Source organism: Amycolatopsis sp. cmx-11-51 (genome assembly GCF_047608665.1).
Classification (GTDB): Bacteria; Actinomycetota; Actinomycetes; order Mycobacteriales; family Pseudonocardiaceae; genus Amycolatopsis.
The window spans coordinates 1-22889 of record NZ_JADNQO010000014.1; the positions used below are offsets into that span (position 1 = coordinate 1).

The 22889-nt window shown below is 67.9% G+C and carries 22 protein-coding genes and 1 pseudogene; 11 read left to right on the forward strand and 12 right to left on the reverse strand.

Features of this window, described 5'->3' with window-relative positions; all coding sequences use genetic code 11:
- Both ACM6LU_RS31875 and ACM6LU_RS31880 read left to right on the forward strand, forming a co-directional pair.
- Positions 1–149, forward strand: a pseudogene (locus ACM6LU_RS31875) (C4-dicarboxylate transporter DctA); the annotation flags it as partial.
- Between the two features lie 38 nt (positions 150–187).
- A complete protein-coding gene (locus ACM6LU_RS31880; protein ID WP_414941521.1) occupies positions 188–955 on the forward strand; it encodes an IclR family transcriptional regulator in 768 nt (255 codons plus the stop codon).
- Positions 956–1435: 480 nt separating this feature from the next.
- Here ACM6LU_RS31880 and ACM6LU_RS31885 read toward each other — a convergent pair whose 3' ends face one another.
- The 3 genes from ACM6LU_RS31885 to ACM6LU_RS31895 form a co-directional block, all read right to left on the reverse strand.
- Positions 1436–2743, reverse strand: a complete 1308-nt coding sequence (locus ACM6LU_RS31885) for a serine hydrolase domain-containing protein (RefSeq protein WP_414941522.1) — start codon at positions 2741–2743, stop codon at positions 1436–1438.
- 206 nt (positions 2744–2949) lie between these two features.
- Positions 2950–3492, reverse strand: a complete 543-nt coding sequence (locus ACM6LU_RS31890) for a hypothetical protein (protein WP_414941676.1) — start codon at positions 3490–3492, stop codon at positions 2950–2952.
- A gap of 87 nt (positions 3493–3579) precedes the next feature.
- Complete coding sequence (locus tag ACM6LU_RS31895; protein ID WP_414941523.1) at positions 3580–3747, reverse strand: hypothetical protein; 168 nt, start codon at positions 3745–3747, stop codon at positions 3580–3582.
- A 61-nt stretch (positions 3748–3808) separates the two neighbouring features.
- On the opposite strand from ACM6LU_RS31895, the gene ACM6LU_RS31900 reads away from it, so the two are divergent.
- The 3 genes from ACM6LU_RS31900 (at position 3809) to ACM6LU_RS31910 (ending at position 7761) form a co-directional block, all read left to right on the forward strand.
- Complete coding sequence (locus ACM6LU_RS31900) at positions 3809–4600, forward strand: ArsR/SmtB family transcription factor (protein ID WP_414941524.1); 792 nt, start codon at positions 3809–3811, stop codon at positions 4598–4600.
- Positions 4601–4641: 41 nt separating this feature from the next.
- Complete coding sequence (locus ACM6LU_RS31905) at positions 4642–5412, forward strand: DUF3800 domain-containing protein (RefSeq protein ID WP_414941525.1); 771 nt, start codon at positions 4642–4644, stop codon at positions 5410–5412.
- A gap of 105 nt (positions 5413–5517) precedes the next feature.
- Positions 5518–7761 (forward strand): terpene synthase family protein, encoded by a 2244-nt coding sequence (locus ACM6LU_RS31910; RefSeq protein WP_414941526.1) that lies wholly within the window; start codon positions 5518–5520, stop codon positions 7759–7761.
- On the opposite strand, the gene ACM6LU_RS31915 is transcribed toward ACM6LU_RS31910, so the two are convergent.
- The gene (locus ACM6LU_RS31915) at positions 7758–8945 is read right to left on the reverse strand and encodes a beta-1,3-glucanase family protein (RefSeq protein WP_414941527.1); all 1188 of its coding nucleotides are present in this window, start codon (positions 8943–8945) and stop codon (positions 7758–7760) included. The genes ACM6LU_RS31910 and ACM6LU_RS31915 overlap by 4 nt on opposite strands.
- A 300-nt stretch (positions 8946–9245) precedes the next feature.
- Here ACM6LU_RS31915 and ACM6LU_RS31920 point away from each other — a divergent pair, with 300 nt between their 5' ends.
- Positions 9246–9869, forward strand: coding sequence for a sigma-70 family RNA polymerase sigma factor (locus ACM6LU_RS31920; RefSeq protein WP_414941528.1), 624 nt, complete (start codon positions 9246–9248; stop codon positions 9867–9869).
- 259 nt (positions 9870–10128) lie between these two features.
- Entirely contained in the window at positions 10129–11028 is a 900-nt protein-coding gene (locus ACM6LU_RS31925; protein ID WP_414941529.1) for a LysR family transcriptional regulator, read from the forward strand.
- A 313-nt stretch (positions 11029–11341) separates the two neighbouring features.
- Here ACM6LU_RS31925 and ACM6LU_RS31930 read toward each other — a convergent pair whose 3' ends face one another.
- Positions 11342–12328 (reverse strand): small ribosomal subunit Rsm22 family protein, encoded by a 987-nt coding sequence (locus ACM6LU_RS31930; RefSeq protein ID WP_414941530.1) that lies wholly within the window; start codon positions 12326–12328, stop codon positions 11342–11344.
- A gap of 152 nt (positions 12329–12480) precedes the next feature.
- Between ACM6LU_RS31930 and ACM6LU_RS31935 the strand changes: the two genes are divergently transcribed.
- A complete protein-coding gene (locus ACM6LU_RS31935; RefSeq protein ID WP_414941531.1) occupies positions 12481–12897 on the forward strand; it encodes a YciI family protein in 417 nt (138 codons plus the stop codon).
- A 30-nt stretch (positions 12898–12927) separates the two neighbouring features.
- Complete coding sequence (locus ACM6LU_RS31940) at positions 12928–14196, forward strand: RNA polymerase sigma factor (RefSeq protein WP_414941532.1); 1269 nt, start codon at positions 12928–12930, stop codon at positions 14194–14196.
- Between the two features lie 180 nt (positions 14197–14376).
- Here the strand turns inward: ACM6LU_RS31940 and ACM6LU_RS31945 are convergent, their stop codons facing one another.
- The 5 genes from ACM6LU_RS31945 to ACM6LU_RS31965 all read right to left on the reverse strand — a co-directional run bounded on the left by ACM6LU_RS31945 (position 14377) and on the right by ACM6LU_RS31965 (position 18413).
- On the reverse strand, positions 14377–14772 hold the full coding sequence (locus ACM6LU_RS31945; RefSeq protein WP_414941534.1) for a sigma factor-like helix-turn-helix DNA-binding protein: 396 nt from the start codon (positions 14770–14772) through the stop codon (positions 14377–14379).
- 121 nt (positions 14773–14893) lie between these two features.
- Complete coding sequence (locus tag ACM6LU_RS31950; RefSeq protein WP_414941535.1) at positions 14894–15766, reverse strand: nuclease; 873 nt, start codon at positions 15764–15766, stop codon at positions 14894–14896.
- Positions 15767–16002: 236 nt separating this feature from the next.
- On the reverse strand, positions 16003–16785 hold the full coding sequence (locus tag ACM6LU_RS31955; protein ID WP_414941536.1) for an IclR family transcriptional regulator: 783 nt from the start codon (positions 16783–16785) through the stop codon (positions 16003–16005).
- A 281-nt stretch (positions 16786–17066) separates the two neighbouring features.
- Positions 17067–17474: a CoA-binding protein gene (locus ACM6LU_RS31960; protein ID WP_414941537.1), complete on the reverse strand. Its 408-nt coding sequence runs from the start codon at positions 17472–17474 to the stop codon at positions 17067–17069.
- A 366-nt stretch (positions 17475–17840) separates the two neighbouring features.
- Entirely contained in the window at positions 17841–18413 is a 573-nt protein-coding gene (locus tag ACM6LU_RS31965; protein ID WP_414941538.1) for a hypothetical protein, read from the reverse strand.
- 130 nt (positions 18414–18543) lie between these two features.
- On the opposite strand from ACM6LU_RS31965, the gene ACM6LU_RS31970 reads away from it, so the two are divergent.
- Together ACM6LU_RS31970 and ACM6LU_RS31975 are read left to right on the forward strand one after the other, a co-directional pair.
- Positions 18544–19341, forward strand: a complete 798-nt coding sequence (locus ACM6LU_RS31970; RefSeq protein WP_414941539.1) for a 2-keto-4-pentenoate hydratase — start codon at positions 18544–18546, stop codon at positions 19339–19341.
- Positions 19338–20099 carry a 2-keto-4-pentenoate hydratase gene (locus ACM6LU_RS31975; RefSeq protein ID WP_414941540.1) on the forward strand — a complete coding sequence of 254 codons (762 nt, stop codon included), beginning with the start codon at positions 19338–19340 and terminating at the stop codon, positions 20097–20099. The genes ACM6LU_RS31970 and ACM6LU_RS31975 overlap by 4 nt, the downstream gene beginning before the upstream one ends.
- Here the strand turns inward: ACM6LU_RS31975 and ACM6LU_RS31980 are convergent.
- Positions 20080–20964 (reverse strand): alpha/beta fold hydrolase, encoded by an 885-nt coding sequence (locus ACM6LU_RS31980; RefSeq protein WP_414941541.1) that lies wholly within the window; start codon positions 20962–20964, stop codon positions 20080–20082. The genes ACM6LU_RS31975 and ACM6LU_RS31980 overlap by 20 nt on opposite strands.
- 13 nt (positions 20965–20977) lie before the next feature.
- On the reverse strand, positions 20978–22879 hold the full coding sequence (locus tag ACM6LU_RS31985) for an ABC transporter ATP-binding protein (protein ID WP_414941542.1): 1902 nt from the start codon (positions 22877–22879) through the stop codon (positions 20978–20980).
- Positions 22880–22889 lie beyond the last annotated feature (10 nt).

Here is a 22889-nt window from a genome sequence, read left to right on the forward strand (position 1 = left end):
TGTCCGAAGCCCGCGCCCTGACCAACTTCGCCGGCAACGCCGTCGCCACCATCCTCGTCGGAAACTGGACCAACGAATTCGACCGCGAACGAGCCAACCAGGTCTTCAACGGACAAGCACCGTTCGAGGAGGCGCCGGACGGGTCGTGAACTTCCAGTCGCGCTGGCGGCATCGTTAGGGTGGCAGCGTGCCAGAACGGATCCAGTCGGTCGAACGCGCGGCCACCATCCTGCGACTGCTCGCCTCAGGGTCGCGCCAGCTCGGCGTCGTCGAGCTGGCCCACGCGATGAACCTGCCCAAGGGCACGGTGCACGGAATCCTGCAGACGCTGCAGTATGTCGGGTTCGTCGAACAGATCGGCGCCGGCGGGAAGTACCGGCTTGGTCCGACGCTGCTGCACCTGGGCAACGTCTACCTCGACGTCAATGAACTGCGCTCCCGAGCCCTCAGCTGGGCGGATTCCCTGGCCACTCGCTCGGGTGAAAGCGTCCGGATCGGCACCGTGCACGAGAACAAGGTGCTCGTCATCCACCATGTCTTCCGCCCGGATGACAGCCTCCAGATCTTGGAGGTCGGGGCGCTGCTGCCGCTCCACGCCAGCGCGCTGGGCAAAACCCTGCTCAGCTTCGACCTGCGCGGTGACGTCCTGGCCGGCAGCATCGACCTGCCCGGCAAGACACCTGCCACCATCATCCAGCGCGACGAACTGCTCCAGCAGATCACCCTGATCCGGGCAGCGGGCTGGGCGATGGATCGCGATGAACTCGTTCACGGGGAAGCTTCCATCGCCGCGCCCATCCACGACGAGCGCAACCTCACAGTGGGCGCGATCGCGATTACGGGCGCCATCGAGCGGATCTGCGACGAAGACCGACAGCCCCGTCGCGACCTCGTCGCGACCGTTCGTGAGACCGCCCGCTCGATCTCCCGCAGCCTCGGTGCCCCGACCTGGTGACCAGCACGCACGCCAAGACGGTTTTCGCGGTAAGTCTCGGCTCCCGTCCGCGACCGAGCTCCCGACGTCGCTCGCGATCTCCGGTGCCCATCAGGAAAACACCGACGGCCAGTACGTAGATACCAGGACAACAGGTTCCCGCCGTCGCAGGGAGCCTTGGGCGATAGGGGTACTCGCAGGGACCCCACGACCAGCGAACCTTGGCGTCGATGCTCGGCTTGTGGCCCGACGGCGACGAACAGCCGGTGAGGGTTAAGATCCCGGGCCCGTGGGGTAGGCGAGCTTCGAGATATGAGGTCCAATCGTGTGCCGCCCGTTGATTCCACTTCACGACGGTCGCCTTGGCGGGTCGGTCGACAGGCGAGCGGCCCGGGTCGGTTGCGCTCGAGAGGTCCGGCCCAGAAGATCGCCGCCTGGACCGGACCTGACAGTCCTAACAGGACATTCAGTGCTCGTACTCAGTTGTCGGGTAGTCGCCTGTCAGCCGAGGCAGGCGCGGACGGCCTTGGCCAGGTTCGCGGCCCTGGGGTCGTCGGGGCGGAAGTTCCACAGGTTGGTGATGTAACCGAAGCCGACACCGGCGTCCGGGTCCGCGAAGCCGATCGATCCGCCGGAGCCCGGGTGGCCGAACGAACCCGGTCCGGTCATCGGCATCGGCGGGCATGCCCGGTGGAATCCGAGTGACATGTAGAAGGAGCGGTCAGCCGGGATGTTCAGTCCGGGTGGCAGTCCGTGCATCGGCGTCTTGTCGGTCTGGACGGTGGTCATTTTCTTGACGGCCGCCCGATTCAGCAGGCGGACCCCGTCGACGGTACTCACCGTGGCGGCGTACATCCGGGCTACCGATCGCGCGTCGGCGAGCATGTTCGCGGCCGGGAACTCCGCGGCGCGCCAGGCGCGGGAGGTGAAGTAGTCGGTCGTGGGGTCGAGGGCGCCGCCCAGTTCGCCTGCCCGGGCTTGCACGGAGCCGGGCTCCCAGAGGGCTTTGACCCACCTGGTGACGGTGTCCGCGTCCAGCCCGGTCAGTGTGATCATGCCGGCGATCAGCTCTTCCAAGGTGAACGGGGCGGCGTAGTGGAGTTTGGCCACCCGGTTCTCGTGTTTCTCGGGCAGCCCGATCCAGGCGCTCAGCCCGAGCGGACGGGCGACCTCCTCGGCGAAGAACGTCCCGAGTGACTTGCCGGTGATGCGACGGACGACTTCCCCGACCAGGAATCCGTAGGTGACGCTGTGATAGACGTGTTCGGTTCCCGGCTTCCACAGCGGTTTCTGCGCCTCGAGTGCCCGGATGACCGGGTCCCAGGCGCAGGCCTGCTCGAAGGTCAGGGGTCCGTCGACGATCGGCAGCCCGGCCTGGTGAGACAGCAGCCAACGCACCGGGATCTGCTCTTTGCCCGCGTTGCCGAATTCCGGCCAGTACCGGGCGACCGGGGCGTCCAGGTCCAGTTCACCGCGTTGCGCCAGCATGTGCGCGCAGATCGCGGTGGCGCCCTTCGTAGTGGACGCGACCTGGACGATGGTGTTCTTACGCCACGGCCGGTTCGCCTCGCGGTCGGCGAGGCCGCCCCACAGGTTGACGACCTGGCGGCCGCCCACGTAGACGCTGCACGCGGCGCCGACTTCGCCGGGGTTTTCCTTGAAGTTCCTGCGGAAGACGTCGGCTACCTTGCCCCAGCCGTGCTCGACGCCATTGCCGTCATGGCTGTCCTCGGCCGCGTTGCCATGCCCGGCGAGGCCGACGAGCGCGCCTGCGGTCAGTGCTCCGGCCAAGACTGTCCTGCGTCGCACGTTCCCCTGCTCGGATGTTCCGTCCACCATGTCGTGACCCCTTCTGGTGAAGACCTGTGCTGATGACTTGCGGGGATCACGATCGCCGAATGTGCTGACGCGGCACTGACACCACCCTGACACGGCCTGGATGTCGGCTACCTGGGAACGGATCGGCGCGTCGGCCGGCAGGTCGACTGACGCTGCCGAGCACGGGCAAGGGGGAATCAGACTGGGCTTTGTGGAGCGTTGGTCACTCCGTGTACGAGCAGGTCCGCGAGGCCGAGCCCGGTGACGATGGTCGCGCTCTTCTCCGCGTCAAGGAAACGCAGGCCCATGAAGTTGTCGCCGACCGTGAAGCCCGGTAGTGCCCACACGTGCTCGTAGGGGATCGCCGTCGGATGATAGGTGTGGAAGGTGTAGACGTTGCGCCACAAGCAGCGAGCCGGGTCCGGGTTCCACAGTCGGCGGGCCAGCTCGTCGTTGCGCAGGCAACGGCCTACGGTCCCGGCCGCGCGTACGTGCTTCTGCCCGGTGAGGAGCACGAAGTCACTTGTGTCGAGGTTGTCCATTTTTCTGTCGTGCTGTGCGGTCGCACCCCAGAAACGGGCCTCACCGCCCGGGTGTGCGGCTATCAGCTCGGCACGCTCATCCGCGCTCAGCGCCTCGGCATACCGGGGTCGCAGGAACGATATCGGCCGGTCCAGCGTCTCCGCCCAGTGCCGCCGCGCCTCCTTCGTGCCGTAAGACGGTTGAATAATCACGCGCATAACCGTGGCTGCCCGCATCGTGCCCTGCCGAAACCGGGTACTGCCGCGGCAGGGACTCGTCGAAGATCTCGGCAGGCTTCGCAACCTTCAGACGCGGGGATTCGCCAGTGACGGTTCCCCTGGTCTTCGCCGAGGTCGTGGTGCGCAGACGGCCATGCAGGCGACGATGATCACCGCTGTCGTGGGCACGGTCCAGTTGATGGCTTCGCCGAGCAGCAAGCCGTAGCCCCTGTCGAGGACGGCAGCGCTTGACATGCACCCGTGCGGCTGCCTAAAGTTAAAGGCAGCCGCGAGGCTGCATATCGAGGAAGGCGACATGGACGAGGTCTTCAAGGCACTGGCCGACCCCAGTCGCCGCCGGTTGCTCGACGACCTGAACGCCCGCAACGGGCAGACCCTGCGCGAGCTGTGCGCGGGGCTGGAGATGGCGCGGCAGTCGGTCAGCAAGCATCTGGCCGTGCTGGAGGCGGCCAATCTGGTGACCACGGTGTGGCGTGGCCGCGAGAAGTTGCATTACGTGAACGCGGAGCCGATCAACGCGATCGCCGAGCGCTGGATCGACCGGTACCACCAGGGCCGGGTCGGCGCGCTCGCTGGTCTGAAGCAGGCATTGGAGCAGGAACCCATGAGTACCAACGAATTCGTCTACACCAGCTACATCAAGACGACGCCGGAGCGGCTTTGGCGGGCGCTGACCGACCCGGTCTTCACGAAGCAGTACTGGGGCTGCGAGTTCACTTCGGACTGGAAGCCAGGGTCGACGATGGCCTGGGAGCAGCACGGCGTGAAGCAGGAGGACGCCGAACAGGTCGTGCTGGAGTCCGCCCCGTACCGGCGGCTGTCCTACACGTGGCACACCTTCACCCCGGAGTTCGCCAAGTCCGTGGGGCTCGACGACGACGTGTCGGCGAAGGTTCAAGCCGAGTCGCGGTCGAAGGTGACATTCGACCTCCAGCCGGTCGGTGACACGGTGAAGCTGACCGTGGTGCACGACGGTTTCGACGGGGGCAGCACGGTGCTGGAGATGGTCCAGGGCGGGTGGCCGTCGATCCTGTCGAGCCTCAAGACGCTGCTCGAGACCGGCGAGCCACTGCCCGAACCCGCGTAAGTGGGTCGACGCCGTCGATCTCATCAGGCAGTATCCGCGGCGTGCCCCTGGAGATCGCTTGCGACGAGTCCGGGTCCGAGGGCGAGAAACTGATCGGCGGGCAGACCGACGTGTTCGCCCACGCGGGAGTCCGGCTGAGCATCGAGGACGCCGCGGCCTGCCTGGTCGAGCTGCGGCGCAGGATCCGCTCGCCGGCGGTCGAGTACAAGGCCAACCACCTGCTCCGCACGAAGCACCGGCGGGTCCTCGAATGGTTCCTCGGCCCGTCGGGCCCGGTCCACGATCGCGCGCACGTGTACCTCGTGGACAAGAAACTGCTCTTGGCGAACGAACTCCGCACGCTCGTCGGCCGGGGCGTCTCGCCGGACGGCGAACTCCTGGCCGCGTTCAACGACGTGTTGCGGACCAGGAACCGGCGGGATCCGGCGGCGGGGTCGTTCTACGCCCTGGTCGGCGACACGGCACAGCTGCGGGCGAAAGTGGCCGGGTTGCGGGCCGCCAAGGTCCTCGATCCGCTGGTCCCCGCGATCCTCCGCGCCGTCGGACGCTGGAGCGAGGACGGCGAGCCGGTCTTCCTCGTCCACGACGAGCAGCCGTCGCTCAAGGGGGAACGGCTCGCCGAAATCGAGGCGAATCCAGGCCTTGCCGGGCTGGAGTTCGTGGACTCGCGGACCGATCCGCGAGTACAGGTCGCCGATTTCCTGGTCGGTGTCGCCCGGCGGATCGCCGAGGACGAACTGAACGGGAACGGTGACGCGGTATTGACCGCGTTGCTCGCGCCCTACGTCGACTCGGCGTCCCTCTGGGACTGATTCACTCCTTGGTACGCCGAATCGCTCAGGTGGCTGTTGCCCCGCGCACCGGTCGGCTGGAAATGTCGAGTCTTATTCGACACCGCGTACGGGAGGCACTCGCAGATGCAGGCTTTCACCTTGCCCGAGTTCTACGTGCCGCATCCGGCGCGGATAAACCCGCACTTGGCAGCGGCGCGGACGCACAGCATGGCTTGGGCAAGGCAGATGGGCATGCTCGATTCGCCGGCCCCGTCCGGCGACGTCGTCTGGACCGAGCAGGCGCTGGCGAAAATGGATTACGCGCTGCTCTGCGCGCACACTCATCCGGACTGTGACGGCCCGTCCCTCGATCTGGTCACGGACTGGTACGTCTGGGTGTTCTTCTTCGACGACGATTTCCTCGCGCAATTCAAGTACACCCGGAACACCGAAGGCGCCAAAGCCTATTTGGACCGGCTGGAACTGTTCATGACCGGGCCAGGGGAAACGCCGCCGGAACCGGAGAATCCCGCCGAAGCCGGGCTCAAGGACCTTTGGGCGCGCACCATCCCGTCGATGACGGAGGCCTGGCGGCGGCGTTTCGTCGTCAGTACGCACAACCTGATGGTCGAATCGCTGTGGGAACTGGACAACATCGACCGCGGCCGTATCGCGAATCCCATCGAGTACATCCAGATGCGCCGCCGCGTCGGCGGGGCACCGTGGTCGGCCAACCTGATCGAGTACGCGGTCGGCGCCGAAGTGCCGGACAAGGTCGCGGCGACCAGGCCGCTGGAGGTCCTGCGCGACACCTTCGCCGACGCCGTCCACCTGCGCAACGACCTGTTCTCCTACCAGCGCGAAGTCCGTGAGGAAGGCGAGAACTCCAACGCCGTCCTCGTCTTCGAGAAGTTCCTCGACTGCTCGACGCAGGAGGCCGCCGAACTCACCAACGACCTGCTGACCTCGCGGCTGCAGCAGTTCGAGAACACCGCGCTCGTCGAGGTGCCCGCGCTGCTGGCCGAACACGACGTCCCGCCGCCCGAACAGATCGGGATCGGCCGGTACGTCAAGGGCCTGCAGGACTGGCAGTCCGGCGGCCACGAATGGCACGCGAAGTCGAGCCGGTACATGAACGAGGGCCCGGTCTCGGGCGCGAACGGCGTCGGCGGCGTGCTGGGCGGCCCGACGGGACTCGGCACGGAGTCGTTGCGTCTCTCGCCGAACAGGCTGGGCCTGGTCCAGCGGACGCGGCAGCAGGCGCCAGCCCCGTTCGCGCCGGTGGGACATCTGCCGCTGCCCGAATTCCGCATGCCGTACCCGGTCCGCACCAGCCCGCATCTCGCCGCCGCGCGGGAGTACGCCCCGACCTGGGCGCGGGCGATGGGCATGTTCGACGCGGTGCCGGACCTCGAACAGGGCGGGGTCTGGGACGAACGCCGGTTCCGCGGTTTCGACTTCCCGCACTGCGCGGCGATGATCCACGCGGACGCGGACTTCGAACGGCTGAAACTGTCGTCGGACTGGCTCGCTTGGGGCACCTACGGCGACGACTACTTCCCGCTGCTCTTCGGGCTGCGGCGGGACCCCGCCGCGGCGAAGCTCTGCAACGACCGGCTCTCCCTGTTCATGCCGCTCGACGGCGAACCGGTGCCGGAGCCCGCGAACCCGGTCGAAGTCGGCCTCGCCGATCTGTGGAACCGCACCGCGGGACCGCTGAGCCCGCACGCGCGCGCGGAGTTCCGGGTGGCGATCGAGAGCATGACCGCGAGCTGGGTCTGGGAGGTGCTGAACCAGGCGCAGAACCGCGTCCCCGACCCGGTCGACTACGTGGAGATGCGGCGGCGGACGTTCGGTTCCGACCTGACGAAGAGCCTCGCCCTCCTCGAACTCGGGGACGTCGTGGCGCCGGAGATCTTCCAGAACCGGGTCCTGCACGAACTCGACACCGCGGCGCAGGACTACGGGACCTTCACCAACGACCTGTTCTCGTACCAGAAGGAGATCGAATACGAGGGCGAGGTGCACAACCTCGTCCACGTCGTCGAGCGCTTCCTCGACGTGGACCGGTTCCAGGCCAGGGACTACGCCGCCAAGCTGATGAACGCGCGGATGGAACAGTTCGAACAGCTCGCGGACGAGGACCTGCCGCGGATGTGCGACGACCTCGGGCTCGACGACGACGCCCGCGCCTCGCTGACCGGATACGCCGACCACATGAAGTACTGGATGTCGGGAATCCTGGAATGGCACCGGAAATGCGTGCGGTACATGCCGCACGAGCTGGAACGCACCCGCACTCCCGAACCGCCGGTGTTCTCGTTCAAACCGAGCGGTATCGGCTTGTCGGCCTGGCGGATCGGGAGCGGGGCGGGAGTGAACTCCTAGAACGCGGTCAAGGCGATCCGCGCGGCGCGCGGATCGCCGTCGTGTACCAGCGACTCGAAGTGCCCGACGTCGTCGAAGGCGAATCCGTACGCCTTCCCGTCGACCATCTGCTCGTGGACGATCCGCGAGTAGTGGTCGGTGACGGACTGCTTGTAGAACTGGCCGGCATCGTAGGTCGGCTGCGTGTGCAGGGAACCGAGGGTCGACCGGTGCAGCGCCGCGCACAGCGTCCGCGCGATCGGGCCGACGACCTGGTCGTTCGGTGCCTGCAGCCTGCCGTCGCAGTCGAAGACGTCACGAGTGCTCGGCTTGCCGAACGACGCCACCGTCGCGCCCGAGGTGTTCGTGAAGCGCATGACATCGTCCCCGCCGGTCCGGCCGGTGAACTTCCTGCCGGGTTCGGCCTCGAACGGGACCACGGTCAGCGGTGTCGACTTGTAGGTGTTCCAGGCGTTCGTGACGTAGCCGTCGAGGTAGCTCCCGCTGAACTTGCCGGAGTCGAGACCCTTGCCCGGCGCGAGGACCCGCAGCCGGTTGTAGGCCAGGTTCGAGAAACCGGACTGGCCATGGACGGCGTTGAAGATGTTCTTGCGGCCGCCCGCCTTGAGGCGTCCGGCCTCCTTGTTCACGCCGGCGCCATTGGTCAGCCCGACCGCGTGCGGAACGCTGAACATGTCGACCTGCGAGCTGTTGATGAACAGGCCGCCGTTGTCGTAGGTGAACTCGCTCCAGTCGAACAGGATGTCCCGGTTCGGGTCACCACCCGCCCACGGCGCCGGCTGCACCAGCCCGTCCGGGGTCAGGAAGAACTTGATCTTCTGCCCGAACGACAGGTAGACGCGGCCCGAGAGCATCCGCGGGATCTTGATCGTCGTCGAGCCACCGTTGCCGGGGCCCGCGATCGCGACGTCCGGGGCTGGGCTCGGCGGGTTCGCGCCGGGTGGCCACGGGGTGAAGGCGCCGCCGGCGTCGACGTAGCCGAGCCTGCCGGTGTTGAGGTTCGTGCCGAGCACGTAGAGGTAGACCGCGTCCGAGCGGTTCGAATCGTTGATGACGGTCAGCGGCAGCGGATCGGGGCCCGCGGCGACCGCGGTGGGTGCCGAAAGCGCCGAAACCCCGGTGACCAGTGGGAAAGCGACCGCCAACGCGGTCAAGACGCGCCGGATCTTCTGACGGATGCGCACAGTTCACTCCTCGGCTGAATCCCGCCGCGCGAACGCTGGGCGCGACGGTGCTCGCGGATGTCGGCCGGGGGCGCGTTCCCGGTCTTGGCGAGACCTTGGCGAGGGGTCTCAACACGGAAAGTTACGTCGCGAATACCAACATGTCCAGACCACATGTGGGAACCTGTCCGGTTTCGCGCCGAGGCGGACAATTCATCGCCGGCCTTCGTCGATTGAGGTGGCCGGATTCCTCGACTACCGTTGTCCGCGTTGCGTCCTGGACCCCGGCGACAGAGTTCTCTCGTCCATGGGGAGCAGGGCATGAGTGACGACGTTTTCGAGGTGCGAAGAACCGGCGAGGGCGAGCCGTGGATTTCCCCCGCCGGCTGGGACGATCTCGCCAAGTCCGCGGCGGGCGGCGAGTGCCACGCCATGGACGACCTCATGGCCGCCCTCACGCCATGGGCGCGGCAGTACGCCGAAACCCGGCTCGGCGGTCACGACCTGACCTACCTCGAACCGGCCGACGTCGCACAGGAGATCTGCCTCGCGGTCTTCGTCGCGGTTCCCGGCTACGGCCTGCGCGGCGGTTCCTTCCTGTTCCTCCTGCGTGCCATCGCGGCGAACAAGGTCGCCGACGTCTTCCGGAAGGCGGCGCGGAACAGGCAGGTCCCGACCGGTGAACTCCCGGAGCACCCGGCCGTCGCCGCGGAGGAACCGGAAGAGCGCGCCCTGCGGGACGATCTCGGGGTCCGGCTCGGCAGGCTGATGCGGATGTTGCCGGTCTCCCACCGGGAAGTGCTGGGAATGCGGGTGATCGGCCAGCTGACGTCGAACGAGACCGCCGCGGCGCTCGACACGACCTCGTCACGGGTGCGGGTGACCAAACACCGGGCGATCAGCAGGCTGCGCGCCTGCGCTCAACGCCAGGACGCCTTGAGCTGAATACGGATCAACAGCCGGAAAAGCGGATTTTCCCGCTTGGCCCGGGTTTCGAGAATGCGAACGCACATGCCCCCTCCAGAGCTCGCCGTCGGCGCCGTCGCCGAGGGCCTGAGCCACGAACGCTGGTTTCCAAGCCTAGGCGCGGACGGGGAAGCCGGAACCGGCTGAACGGGCGATTGGTGTTCTTTCGAGCCGGATGCGGCGGGAACGATACCGATTCGGCGCTTGTTCGCCATGGATCGATACCTAAACTGGATAGGTGTTCTCCCTGGAGCAACTGGTGAGTTTCGTCGCGGTGGCCGAGGAACTGCATTACGGCCGTGCGGCGGAGCGGCTTTCGATGACCCAGCCGCCGTTGAGCAGGCGGATCCAGTTGCTGGAACGCGAACTGGGGGTCGAGCTTTTCGACCGTACGCACCGCACGGTCCGGCTGACACCCGCCGGAAGGGTTTTTCTCGCCGAGGCAAGGAAAATACTGCGCTCGTCGCAGGAGGCGACGCTGTACGTCCGCCGGGCGAAGAAGGGCGAGGTCGGGGTCGTCACGCTCGGTTTCACCGCCACCGCGGCGTATTCGTACCTCGAACGCGTACTCGCCGCGGCGAGCGCCGACTTGCCCGGCGTCGATCTGGTGCTGCGGGAAATGGTGACGTCGGCGCAGGTGGAGGAAGTGCTGGCGGGCGGGATCGACGTCGGCATGATCCGGCCGCCGGTCACCGGCGGCGACATCGTGACCCTGCCGCTGTGGCGGGAACCGCTGCTGGCTGCCTTGCCGTCGGCACATCCTTTGGCGCGGCGTAAGAAGAATCCCGACGTCCGCGACTTCGACGGCGAGCCGTTCATCATGTACTCGCCGTCGGAAGGCCGGTATTTCCACGATGTGCTCGTGGCGGTGTTCCGCGCGGCGCGGGTGTTGCCGGAGTACACGCAGTACCCCAGCCAAGTGCACACGGTGCTCGCACTGGTCAAGGCGGACCTCGGCGTCGCCTTGGTGCCCGCCGCGGCGGCCGCGCTGCGGTTCGAGGGTGTCGTGCTCCGTCCGGTGGACGGTATCGAGGGCCGTCCGGTGGAACTCGAACTGATGTGGCGGCGGGGCAACGACAATCCGGCGCTGGGCGCGTTGCTCACCGTCATCGGCGGCCTGGCGCGTCGCGTCTCGTGAGTGGCAAGGCAAAGCCACCCCCTCCCGGATCTCCTCGTGCGGGACACGGCCCGCGGCCCGGCAGCGGGACCGGTCACCGGCACCGCGCTCGAACACGACAGCTTCGCCTACCTCTCAATAAACGTCCCTGACACTTACGAAACCCTTGCCTGGCTGGCCGTTTCGCGTGACGGGATGGACGACACGCGTGACTGGACGACGACACGCGGGTCGTCCATCTGGTCACGTGAGTCGTCCCGCCAATCACGCGAAACCGCCATCCGCGCACCGCGTAGGTACCTGAGCCACCTTTGGCTCTAACCGGTCTTACCGCTCACGAGGGGGACTGAACTGGCCAGGCGTCGCCCCATTCGGCGTCGCGGGCCGCGCGGTAGGCCTGGCCGTGCCGCTTGGTGACGATCGTTTCGGTGAGCCCGGATTCGGCGCACAGGGACAGGCTGACCATGCCCTTGCGTTTGACCGGATGCCGCAGGATCCGGCCCTCGGCGCGCTCCGGCGTCGTGCGTGAGGCGACGACGTAGGAGAACTTCTCGTCCTCGAAGCCGAGCGTCCCGGACTTGAGCTGGCGGTGCAGGACGGTGCGCGGGAGGCGGGCGGAGAAATGGCACCAGTCCTTGCCGCGCGGGATGGGGCAGGCGCCTTCGTGCGGGCAGGGCGCGACCAGGGAGAGGCCGAGTGCGACGAGTCGGTCCCGTGCTTCGACGATCCGTTCGTGACCCGCGGGGGTGCCGGGCTCGATCAGCACCAGCATCCCGGCCTTCGCCGAAAGCCAGCGGACGGTGTCGGCCCGGCGGGCTTCGGGCAGTTCTCCGAGGACGTAGGAGAGGGTCACCAGGTCGGCGTCCGGCGCGGGCCCGGCCGGGTCGATCAGGCCGCGCTGCCAGGTCGAGCCGCGGACGGCCTTGCCGCCGGCGTTCCCCGCGAGCCGCCGCCCCAGTGCGATCGCGCCGGGGACCTGCTCGACGACGGTGCTCTCCTCCAGCGACGGCCACACCTCGGCCGCCGCCCAGATCGCGGCACCGGTCCCGCCTCCGACGTCGATCTGCGTGCGCGGAGCGAACCCAGGAGCGCGGAGGGCGGCTTCGGCGAGAACAGCGTGTACGGCCGCGTAGGTGGCCGGCATCCGGTAACCCGCGTACGCGGCGATGTCCGCGTCGGTGGACAGGATCGGAGCCGTCGCCGGGTTGTTCTCGCGGTAGCGCGAGCTGAGCCGCTCGACGGTCTGCGTCAGCCTGGTCTGCGGGTACTTGTTCAGCTCTGCGTCGAGGGCGGAGCGGAGATCTGAGGGGAGTGCGGCCACGACGGCAGATTGTTTCATGTGCGGTTGACCTGGGGTTTTCCGGCTGCTCGAATACTCGCGGAAAAAGTTTCGGGGACCGTGTCGAAACCGGGGGTGCCCGATCGACGCGTAGATGTGGCAGGGACGAGCCCCGCCGGGAACGGAGACGCGAAATGCGGTTCATGGTGATTGTCAAGAGCGACGAGCAGACCGACGCGGCAGGCGCGCAGCCGAGCGCCGAGGACCTGCAGGAGATGGGGAAGTTCAACGAGGAGCTGGTCAAGGCCGGTGTCATGCTCGCGGGTGAAGGGCTGCTCCCCAGCGCCGAGGGTTTCCGTATCCAGTACTCCGGCACCACCGAGGCCAGGGTGGTCGACGGACCCTTCGCCGAGAGCAAGGAACTCATCGCGGGTTTCTGGATCCTGCAGGTCAAGGACAGGGCCGAGGTCGTCGAGTGGATGAAGCGCGCGCCGTTCCGCGAGGGCGAGATCGAAATCCGCCAGATCGCCGAGCTGGAGGATTTCGACAACGCCACCCCCGAGATCATCGAGCACGAGCAGAACCTGCGGAAGCAGGCCGAGGCGAACTAGTGGTTGCGGTCGTCGCGCCGACGATGTTGATTGGTCGGCGTGACGGCAACAGCAGACCCCCGGTCGGCGATCGACGCGGTGTGGCGGATCGAATCGGCCCGCCTCATCGCCGGTCTCGCGCGGATGACGCGCGACGTCGGCCTCGCCGAGGAACTGGCGCAGGACGCGCTGGTCGCCGCGCTCGAACAGTGGCCTGATTCAGGCGTCCCGAGGAATCCGGGCGCCTGGCTCATGACCACGGCGAAACGCCGCGCCGTCGACACCTTCCGGCGCAACGAACGATACGAGCGGAAACTCGGCGAGATCGGCCGCGACCAGGAGTTCGAGGAGGAACCCGACTTCACCTCGGGCCTCGACGACCACATCGAGGACGACCTGCTGAGACTGGTGTTCACCGCCTGCCACCCGGTGCTCTCGACCGAGGCCAGGGTGGCTTTGACGCTGAAGATGATCGGCGGACTCCAGACGCACGAGATCGCGCGGGCGTTCCTCGCCAAGGAAACCGCCATCGCGCAGCGGATCGTCCGGGCGAAGAAGACCCTCGGCGATGCCAAGGTGCCGTTCGAGGTGCCCGAGGGCGAGGACCGGGTCGCGCGGCTTTCGTCCGTGCTCGAAGTGATCTACCTGATCTTCAACGAGGGTTATTCGGCGACGGCGGGCGAGGACTGGATGCGGCCGGGGTTGTGCGAGGAGGCGCTGCGGCTCGGCCGGATCCTCGCCGGGCTCATGCCGAAGGAACCCGAGGTGCACGGGCTCGTCTCGCTGATGGAGATCCAGGCTTCGCGGTCCGCCGCGCGCGTCGGGCCGAACGGTGAGCCCGTCCTGCTGATGGATCAGGACCGGGCCAAATGGAACCGGCTCCTGATCGGCCGCGGTCTCGCGGCGCTGGACCTCGCCGAGTCGCTCGCGGACGGCGCTTTCGGCGTCTACGCGGCCCAAGCCGCCATCGCCGCCTGCCACGCGCGGGCCCGGACGGGTGAGGAGACCGACTGGGGCCGCATCGCGGTCCTGTACGAAGGGCTCGGGAAGCTGAACCCGTCGCCGGTGATCGAGCTGAACCGGGCGGTGGCGCTATCGATGGCCTTCGGGCCGGGGGCGGGGCTCGAGGTCGTCGACAAGCTGACGTCGGAGCCCGCGCTGAAGTCGTATCACCTGCTGCCGAGCGTGCGCGGCGACTTCCTGGCGAAGCTCGGCCGTCTCGACGAGGCCCGCGCCGAGTTCGAGCGCGCGGCCGAGATGACCGGGAACGACCGGGAGCGCACCCTGCTGCTGAACCGCGCTGCCGAGTGCGGTGCGTGACGGCTCCCTTGGGGCCGGTCAACGTCTCAAAGGGGGCCTTCAGGACACGGGCCATCAGTCACTGAGAGCCACGCGACTCCCTACTCACGACCCGCCACCGACCTTGGGCCGAAGGCGTCCTTCGCCACATCAGACGAGGCGAAGGGCCCCATCACCCCACCGTCGGCCACGCGAGCAGGGTCAGGCGGGGGCGGGGCGCAGGGCGGTCAGGGCGCGGTGCTGGCCAAGCCGGACGGCCTGCACGGAGCACCCGAGCGCCAGCGCGGTGTCGTCGGTGGAAAGCCCGACGAGCGACCGCAGCACCATGATCTCGCGTTGCTGCCCCGGCAGCCCCGAAAGCGGATTCGGCAGTTCGGCGGCGGTCCGGTGGAAATCGTCGACGTGGCCGCGCGCGACGTCATAGGCGAACGCGAGGGGCGCGGGCGCCTCGCCCGCGCTGGCGACGATCGCGAGACAAGTGTTCTTCGCGACCGCGTCGGCGGCGTCGTAAGTTCCCGATCTTCGTCCGATCCGCGCCCGGCAGTAGCGCACCACCAGGACGCGGATGGCGTCCCTGAGTTTCGAGGCTGTCTCCATCCGCCCGCCGGCCTCCTCCGACCGCCGCGAACCGTGTACTCGCATCGGCTCCCTCTCCACCTTTCAGATGAGCACGGCGGAGGGGGACGCAGGTACGGTCTTTTTGCCCACACCGGGCGTTTCAGGCCTCGATGAAGACGATCCGCTCCGGTTCGATCGTCAGACGCACGGTCTGTCGTTTCACGCTCACCAAGGTCTCGAATTCCGTGGCGTGCCCGTCCGGGACGGTGAACAACCGGTCGTCGCGGGAATCGAGGAAGTCGGAGAACCCGGTCAAGGAGACCCCGCCGCTTTCGTCGAGCGCGAGGTAGTCGACGAGCCGCCGGAACAGTTTCGGCAGGATCACCAGCTCGTCGGCCAGCTGCCGCCGGGACGAGAGCTTGAACCCGGAGTTCGTGACGTCGTGCGGCCACAGCCCGAGTCCGTCTTGACGTGCCTTGCCCGCCGCTTCGGCCAAGGCGTCACGGAGATCGGGGAAAAGCAGTGAATAGAACGTCGGGTAGGCGAGTCCGTCCGCGACCTGGCGGTGGTTCGCGGAGTTCTTCAGTGTTTTGACGTCGAGATGGACCCTGGAAAGGTCCGCCGACCTTCCCGGCCGTTGTCCGGGAAAGGCGAACGCCACCGCTCGTCCGTATTTGTCCGCGAATCGCGTCAGTATGTGACCCGATACCTTGATCGGGGTCGAGGAGGTGACTCTTCCCCGTTCGTCGCGTTCGACGGTTTCGAAGCCGAGAGCCTTCAGCAGGTTCGCCGCGGCGGCGTCGGCGAATTCCGCGGGCTGGTGCCACATCCCGCCGGTTCCCCTGGCCTGGTAATGCGTTTCGAGCGCGTCGATCGCGTCGAGCCGCAACTGCATCCCGCCCCGGGAATTGAGCCGGACCTTCAGGCCCGCTTTCTTGGTCGCCTCGGGGTCTTCGGGATAGAACCGCACCGAATCGCCGTCCGGTGAGGCTCCGGCAAGCTGGAACGTACCTTTGATCAGCGTCATGGGCATGAGGACGACGGTAGTTCTCATTCGGGTGAACGAACCATCCGTTCATCCATCCAGACCAGTCGCCGGTAAAGATCAGATGACCATTGTGGACATTCTCGGAGATCTTCCAATGATTGACGCGAAATGATCATTTCGGGGATGCTGCCCGGATGACCGACTTCTCGTACCGCTGGCGTGACCCGGTCACCGACGACGAACTGCCAGGAGCACGATGATCGGCAACGCCGCCGGCCACCTCAGGCCCTTCGCGCCCGCACGTACCCCAGCCGGAGCGACAACGCGGCGGCCGTGCCCGCCACGGTCGCGCCCAGTTCGTCGGTTCGGCGGAGCACCCGGCCCGCCGGGCCCGCGATGCTGATCGCCGCGATCGGCCGTCCGGTGTGGTCGCGGACGGCGGCGGCAACGCAGCCGACGTCGGGCTCGTTCTCGACCTCGTCCACGGCCCAGCCGCGACGGCTCGTCCTGGCCAGGTCGTCGAGGAGCCGGGCCGGGTCGTTGATCGTCTTGAGCGTGAGGCTGTCGAGTTTCATCCGGCGGATGCGTTCGACCCGGTCCTGTTCGGGCAGTGCCGCCAGCCACGCCTTGCCCAGCGAAGTCGCGTGCTGCGGGCGGCGGGTGCCGAGGCGGCAGGCGAGGGTGACGGCGTTGGCGCTGCGTTCGGTGGCGACGTAGACCATCGTGTCGTTGTCCGGGACGGCGAGATACGTCGTCTCCCCACTCCGTTCGGCGAGCGACGCGAGATACCGCGGCGCGCACCGGTGGAGATCGGTCGCCGCCATCGCGCGGGCGCCGAGTTCGACCAGCCGGGTGCCGAGCCGCACGCGGCCGGTGGCGCGATCGGCTTCGAGGTATTCGAGGTTCTTGAGGGTGCCGACGATGCGGTAGGCGGCGCTCCGGGAGAGACCCAGTTGCCTGGCGATCGCGTTGGTGGAAATCTCCTGGTTCTGGCCGACGTGCTCGAGAACCGCTAGTCCGCGCTCGAGTGTGCCACTGGAATCCAGGCCCCGTGGTGTGCCCACTTCGCCCCTCCGTTGGACCGGGGTACCGATGGCCGGTACCTGTTGCCGCTAAGCGGATTCGGACGTTAACAGCTCGATCCGACGTTGGGAAGGTTTCTTAACAAACTGTCGACCGGACAAGTTTTCCCAGCTCGGGGCATCTGGTCAAGATCACCGGTTTGGACCAATCCATTCGTCGGTCCCGGTTCGGTGTATGACTTCAGGGGTCATTTTTCTGTTCACGGATATGAAAGAACCCTCGCCGGAAATCGCGGCGAGGGTTTCGGTCGTGGAGTCCGTTTCTAACGCACCGAGAGGTTCGAGACCGCTCGGACGACCGCCGTGCAGCGGTCTTCGACGTAGTCCAAGCCGCCTTCTTCGGCGATCCGGCGGGACTCGGCGGAGACGATCCCCTGCTGCAGCCAGAGCGCCTTCGCGCCGATCGCGACGGCCTGTTCGGCGATCGGCGGAGTGTCCTCGGACGGGCGGAAGACGTCGACGAGGTCGACGGGCTCCGGGATGTCGGTGAGCGAGCGGTAGGCCTTCTCGCCCAGCAGCTCGTCGGCCGAAGGATGGACGGGGATGATCCGGAACCCGTGTGCCTGCAGCACGGCGGCGACCCCGTGCGAGGACTTGGCCGGATCGCGGCTCAGCCCCACGACGGCGATCGTCTTCGATCCGGCGAGGATTTCGGTGGCGCGATCGGTCATACCGGGTTCAACCACGGTGGGCGTACGGGAATTCCTGGAGGCTGAAGGGGGCTTCCTCGCGTGCGAGTGCTGGCTGGTCGTGAGTGGTGAACAGCGTGAGTGCGGACGGTATTCGCCTACCCTCGAGTGCCACCCGCGTCCATGGAGGAATCGGGACATCGAGCGTCCCGATTCCTTCATGAACGAGCCCCGGACCACCTACGAAATCCGCCTCGCTGTGGCCGTCGCCACGAAACGGCGAGGAAGCCTTCGGCCTCCTCGCCAGCAGCCGAAACGCCACTCACGACCCGCTTGACTTGCGAGATCTCGACTTTGCCGTTGCCCTGGCGAGAGACGAGGGGAAATCCCCTTCAGCTCCTGGTCTTCCTAGAGCTTCCACAGCCGGAGGCCGCGCACCCGGTACACCGGCCAGACGACGTGCCAGGCGCGGCGCCGCAGGAAGACCGCGGAACAGGTCAGGACGCTGCGCGCGGACGTCGACGCGACGTCGTGGCGGTCCGGCCAGCTCTCACCGTGCCTCCCGGCGGCGATCCGGAAGACGTTGACCAGGCCACGGCCCTGCATGTCGTACTTCGCGCCGGTGTCACCGGAATCCGGGGCCAGGGAGGCGATCTCCTGGCCGAACGCGGTCGCGGGAGCGGGCCCCGCGTCGGCGGGGAGGTCACCCACGGTCCCCGCGAGCGCCTTGCCGTACAGGCGGCGGGTGTAGCGGCTGAGCAGCAGCCGTTCCCACAGCGGCAGGACGCGGCGGTGCTTCAGCAGCGCTGAACACTCCGCGTGCCCGATGGCGAAGATGTCGGTCAGCTCGTCGTAGGCCGTGTGCGCCGTGGGCTCGTTGAGATGCACCCGCACCTCGTACCGGATGCGCGCGGTGAGCTCGTCGAGCTCCTCACGCCGGTCGATCCTCGTCTTCGCCCGTGAGAGGGACCAGTCGGACATGGGAGCAGGCTAGGTGATGATCGCGGTCGCACAAGACACTTTCGGCCCAATCTCGCCGTACCGGCCAGTGGAACGGGCGTCTTGTGCGGGCCAGGGTGAGGGGGCAGAGTTCGGCTGTCGGAAGGAGCCCATGGACACCAGCACGCTGCAGGAGGCCGCGGCCGCGCTGCTCAGCGCGTACGAGACCGGCAAGCCGATCGCGCCGCTGATCGAGACGTATCCCGCCGCGACCCTGGAGGACGCGTACCGCATCCAGCAGCGGCTCGTCCGCCATTGGGCCGAACGCGGCGACGGCGTTCGCGGGCACAAGGTCGGTCTCGCTTCCGCCGCCATGCAGCGGCAGATGGGTGTCGACCAGCCCGACTACGGGCAGTTGACCGGCTCGATGTTCCACCTCGAACACCAGCCGATCCCGATCGGCGGTTTCCTGCAGCCGAAGATCGAACCGGAGATCGCGTTCGTGCTCGGCTCGCGGCTGCGCGGCCCCGGCGTCACGGTGGCGGACGCGCTGCGGGCGGTGGACTTCGTCGTCCCGGCGCTGGAGATCGTCGATTCTCGCATCCAGGACTGGAAGATCAGCATCGTCGACACCATCGCGGACAACGCGTCCTCGGGCGGGGTCGTCCTCGGCGGCAGGCCGACCGCGATCGGCGACCTCGACCTGCGGCTGGTGGGGTGCGTCCTGCACCGGAACGGCGGGATCGCGGCCACCGGTGCCGGTGGCGCCGTCCTCGGTTCACCGGTGAACGCGCTGGTGTGGCTCGCGAACACGGTCGGGCCGCTCGGTGTCGCACTCGAACCGGGGCATGTCGTCCTGCCGGGTTCGATGACGCGCGCGATCCCGGTGAGCCCTGGCGACACCGTCGTCGCGACGATGGCGGGGCTCGGCAGTGTCACCGCGAAGTTCTCCGGGAAGGAGCGGCCGTGAGCCTTGGTGTGCGAGAGGCGGCGGAAGCGCTGCTGTCCGGGGAAGAACGCGAGCCGCTGACCGACGCGTGGCCCGCTTTGGATGTCGATACCGCGTACGCGATCCAGGACGAGGCTTTGCGGCTTCGGCGGGCGCGCGGTGAGACCGTCGTCGGAGTCAAGCTGGGCATGACCTCACGGGCGATGCGGCGAAGCATGGGTGTCGACTCGCCGTTGCTCGCGTGGCTGACCGACGCGATGGTCCTGCCCGCCGGCGCCGGAGTGCCGTCGTTGATCCACCCGCGTGCGGAGCCCGAGCTGGTTTTCGTGCTGGGGAAACGACTCGCGGGCCCCGGCGTGACCGCGGCGACCGCGATGGCGGCGGTGGACCGGGTCCACGGGGGCGTCGAGATCATCGACAGCCGGTACCGCGACTACCGGTTCAAGCTGCCGGACGCCGTGGCGGACAACGGTTTCTCCGCGTACTTCACGCTCGGTCCGGTCGGCGTCGCGCCTTCCACGCTGGATCTTTCGCTGGAGGCGGTGCTTTTGGAGGTCGACGGGGCCATCGTCGACACCGCCACCGGCGCCGCCGTGCAGGGCCATCCGGCGGAGGCCCTGGCGCTGGCGGCCAACGCCCTCGGTGCGCGCGGGCTCGCCTTGGAGCCGGGTTGGATCGTGCTCACCGGCGGGATGACCGACGCCGTCGAGCTGCGCCCGGGTTCACGGGTGGCGGCGCACTTCTCGCATTTGGGCTCGATCACGCTGGCCGGGTCTTGACCTCGGCGCGGCCGGCCGTCCGGACCAGGCCGCGTACCAGCCGCGGCCAGATCGCGCGCGGGAGATCGTGCCCCATGCCGGGGACGACGTCCAATTCGGACTCCCGCAGCGCGCGGGCGGTGGCCCGGCCGCCGGAGACGTGGACGAGCGGGTCTTTCGAACCGTGCACGACGAGGGCGGGCACGGTGAGTTTCCGCAACGCGCGGAAACGATCCCGGCTCGACACGATCGCCGCCAGCTGCCGCGCGGTGCCGCCGGGACTGACGCCGCGATCGAAGGACCGTTCCGCGCGTTCACGCATCCGGGACTCGTCGAAGGGGTAGCCCGGCGAACCGATGACGCGGAACGTGCGCACCAGGGAGTCGACGTACTGTTCGCGATCACGCGGAGGAGCCGAAAGCAGCATCAGCATCGCCTTGGCGCTCGGGCGCCCGACGAACCGGTTCCCGGTGGTCGACATGATCGACGTCAGCGAACGCACCCGTGCCGGATGCTCGATGGCCAGTGTCTGCGCGACCATCCCGCCCATCGACGCGCCCACGACATGCGCGCTCTCGACGCCGAGTTCGTCCAGCAACGCGGCGGCGTCGTCCGCCATGTCCTTCAGCGAGTACGGCGCCGTGCGCAGGGCGTAGGCCAGCGGCAGGCTCACCCGTCCGGACATCCGGCTGGACCGGCCGGCGTCCCGGTTGTCGTAGCGGATGACGAAGAACCTCCTCGCCGCGAGGTTCTCGCAGAGTTCGTCGTCCCACCAGATCATCTGCGAGGCCAGGCCCATGATCATCAGCAACGGCCTGCCTTCCGGCGATCCGAACGTCTCGTAACACAGCTCGTTGCCGTTCACTTCGGCGATTGTCTCCGGCATCGGGACAGTGTGACTACCCGCCGCGATACGCGCGAGCCTGGATCTCGTAAAGCTCGTGGTAGAGACCCCCTTCCTCGATGAGTTCGGCATGCGTGCCCTGTTCGATCAGCCGCCCTTTCTCCAGCACCAGGATCCGGTCCGCGGAACGGATGTTGGCCAGCCGGTGGGTCACCAGGACCGTCGTGCGCCTGCCCGACCCGGAGACGCTCGCGTGCCGCAAACCGGCGAAGACCCGGGCCTCGGCTTTCGCGTCGAGCGCGGCCGTCGGCTCGTCGGCGACCAGGACGGCGGCGTCACGGTAGATCCCGCGGGCGATGCCCATCCGCTGCCATTGCCCGCCGGAGAGGTCCTGCCCGTCGTTGAACTTCTTGGACAGCACCGTTTTCTCTTTGGTGGGCAGGGATTCGATCACCTCGTCGGCGCCGGAGGAGGTGATCGCGTCGTGCCAGGCGGCGCGTTCCGGGTCCTCCCGGCCGAGTCTGCCGACGGTCACGTTGTGCTCCGCTGTCATCGGCCATTCGGCGGGATCCTGGGCGATCACGGCGATGTTCGCGTGCACCGACTCGTGATCGGCGCCCGCGAGATCGACGTCGTCCCAGGACACCTTTCCTTCCGAGGGCGGGTACAGCCCGGTGAGCAGTTTGCCCAGCGTGGTCTTGCCCGAACCGTTCTCGCCGACGAGGGCGATCACCTCGCCGCGCCGGATGGTCAGCGAAACCTCGCGCAACGCGGGGGTTTCCTGGCCGGGATAGGTGAAACTGACGTTTTCCAGCCGGATCTCCGCCGGATCAGGCGGAGCGGTGACCCCGTCCTTCAGCGGGCTGCGTTTTTCGGACTCCCAAAGCAGCCGGTGGAAGAAAGCGATGTAGAACGACTCCTCGTACAGGGCGTTCACCGCGCGCATCGTGATGGACAGCGAGTTCGACGCCGTCCGCATGGCGAGCGCGGCCGTCCCGGCGAGGGCGAGCTCCATCTGCCCGTTGTAGAGCAGGAGACCGAGCACCAGATACGCGATCGCGGTGCCGACCCCGGCCGCCGCGCGGCCGGTCAGCCGGACCAGGTTGCTGCGATGCGCGAGCCGGACCTCCTCGCGCATCAGGCTTTCGGTGATCCGCCGGTATTCACGGAGCAACGGCTCCTGCAGGGTGAGCGCGTGCCGTTCGAGGGCGAAGGTGCGCCAGGTGGCCACCTCTTCGACGATGCCCTTCCGGATGTTCCGGCCGACGGTGTCGAGGTAGTGGCGGTAGTTCAGCCGCGCGACCTTGGCCGCCGCCCAGCCGTCCGCCGCCGCCGCGAGCAGCAGCACCGGCGCGAGCCACGGGTTGAGCAGGCCCGCCGCCACCAGCGCGGCGATCAGCGAGATCAGCGCCGACGTCAGATCCGCGATCCAGCGCAAGCTCATCTCGATCGACCGGACCCCGTACCGCGCGCCCTGTCTGGCCAGTTCCCGGAAGTCGGCGTCCTCGAAGGCCAGCAACCGGACCCGGACCATCGCGGCGGTGACCTCGTCGCCCGCCGAAGTGACGACCCGCGGCCGGAGCGCGCCCTCGACCGCGGCGACCGCCGTGTCGAGCAGCGCGCGGACCGCGTAGGTGCCGACGACGATCGCCAGCGCGGGCAGCGATTCCACCACCCTGTCCGGCGTGGGCCCGTTCTCCAGCAGCGCGGTGAACACGTTCGCCGTGGCCAGCAGGCCGAACGCGGTGACACAGCCGGAAAGGACGTGGACGACGGCGGCCAGCAGGGTCAGCCGCGCCGACGTCCGCCAGGCCAGCCGCAGCACGATGGCCATGGCGGACGGGAGCGCGCGGATGGCCTTGACCATCCCCGCGTCGGCCACGTTCTCGTCGGGCGTGGCCCACTCGGGCATCTTCAGGTTCTCGACCCCGATCAGGGGCACGGTCGCTTCGGGCACTCCTCTTTCT

Excerpts from the sequence above, each read along its gene's own strand:
- ACM6LU_RS31910 (WP_414941526.1), top strand. The coding sequence starts at position 5,518 with ATGCAGGCTTTCACCTTGCCCGAGTTCTACGTGCCGCATCCGGCGCGG.
- ACM6LU_RS31945 (WP_414941534.1), bottom strand. The coding sequence starts at position 14,772 with ATGGAGACAGCCTCGAAACTCAGGGACGCCATCCGCGTCCTGGTGGTG.
- ACM6LU_RS31965 (WP_414941538.1), bottom strand. The coding sequence starts at position 18,413 with ATGTCCGACTGGTCCCTCTCACGGGCGAAGACGAGGATCGACCGGCGT.
- ACM6LU_RS31950 (WP_414941535.1), bottom strand. The coding sequence starts at position 15,766 with ATGCCCATGACGCTGATCAAAGGTACGTTCCAGCTTGCCGGAGCCTCA.
- ACM6LU_RS31895 (WP_414941523.1), bottom strand. The coding sequence starts at position 3,747 with ATGTCAAGCGCTGCCGTCCTCGACAGGGGCTACGGCTTGCTGCTCGGC.
- ACM6LU_RS31920 (WP_414941528.1), top strand. The coding sequence starts at position 9,246 with ATGAGTGACGACGTTTTCGAGGTGCGAAGAACCGGCGAGGGCGAGCCG.
- ACM6LU_RS31935 (WP_414941531.1), top strand. The coding sequence starts at position 12,481 with ATGCGGTTCATGGTGATTGTCAAGAGCGACGAGCAGACCGACGCGGCA.
- ACM6LU_RS31890 (WP_414941676.1), bottom strand. The coding sequence starts at position 3,492 with ATGCGCGTGATTATTCAACCGTCTTACGGCACGAAGGAGGCGCGGCGG.
- ACM6LU_RS31960 (WP_414941537.1), bottom strand. The coding sequence starts at position 17,474 with ATGACCGATCGCGCCACCGAAATCCTCGCCGGATCGAAGACGATCGCC.
- ACM6LU_RS31900 (WP_414941524.1), top strand. The coding sequence starts at position 3,809 with ATGGACGAGGTCTTCAAGGCACTGGCCGACCCCAGTCGCCGCCGGTTG.
- ACM6LU_RS31980 (WP_414941541.1), bottom strand. The coding sequence starts at position 20,964 with ATGCCGGAGACAATCGCCGAAGTGAACGGCAACGAGCTGTGTTACGAG.
- ACM6LU_RS31970 (WP_414941539.1), top strand. The coding sequence starts at position 18,544 with ATGGACACCAGCACGCTGCAGGAGGCCGCGGCCGCGCTGCTCAGCGCG.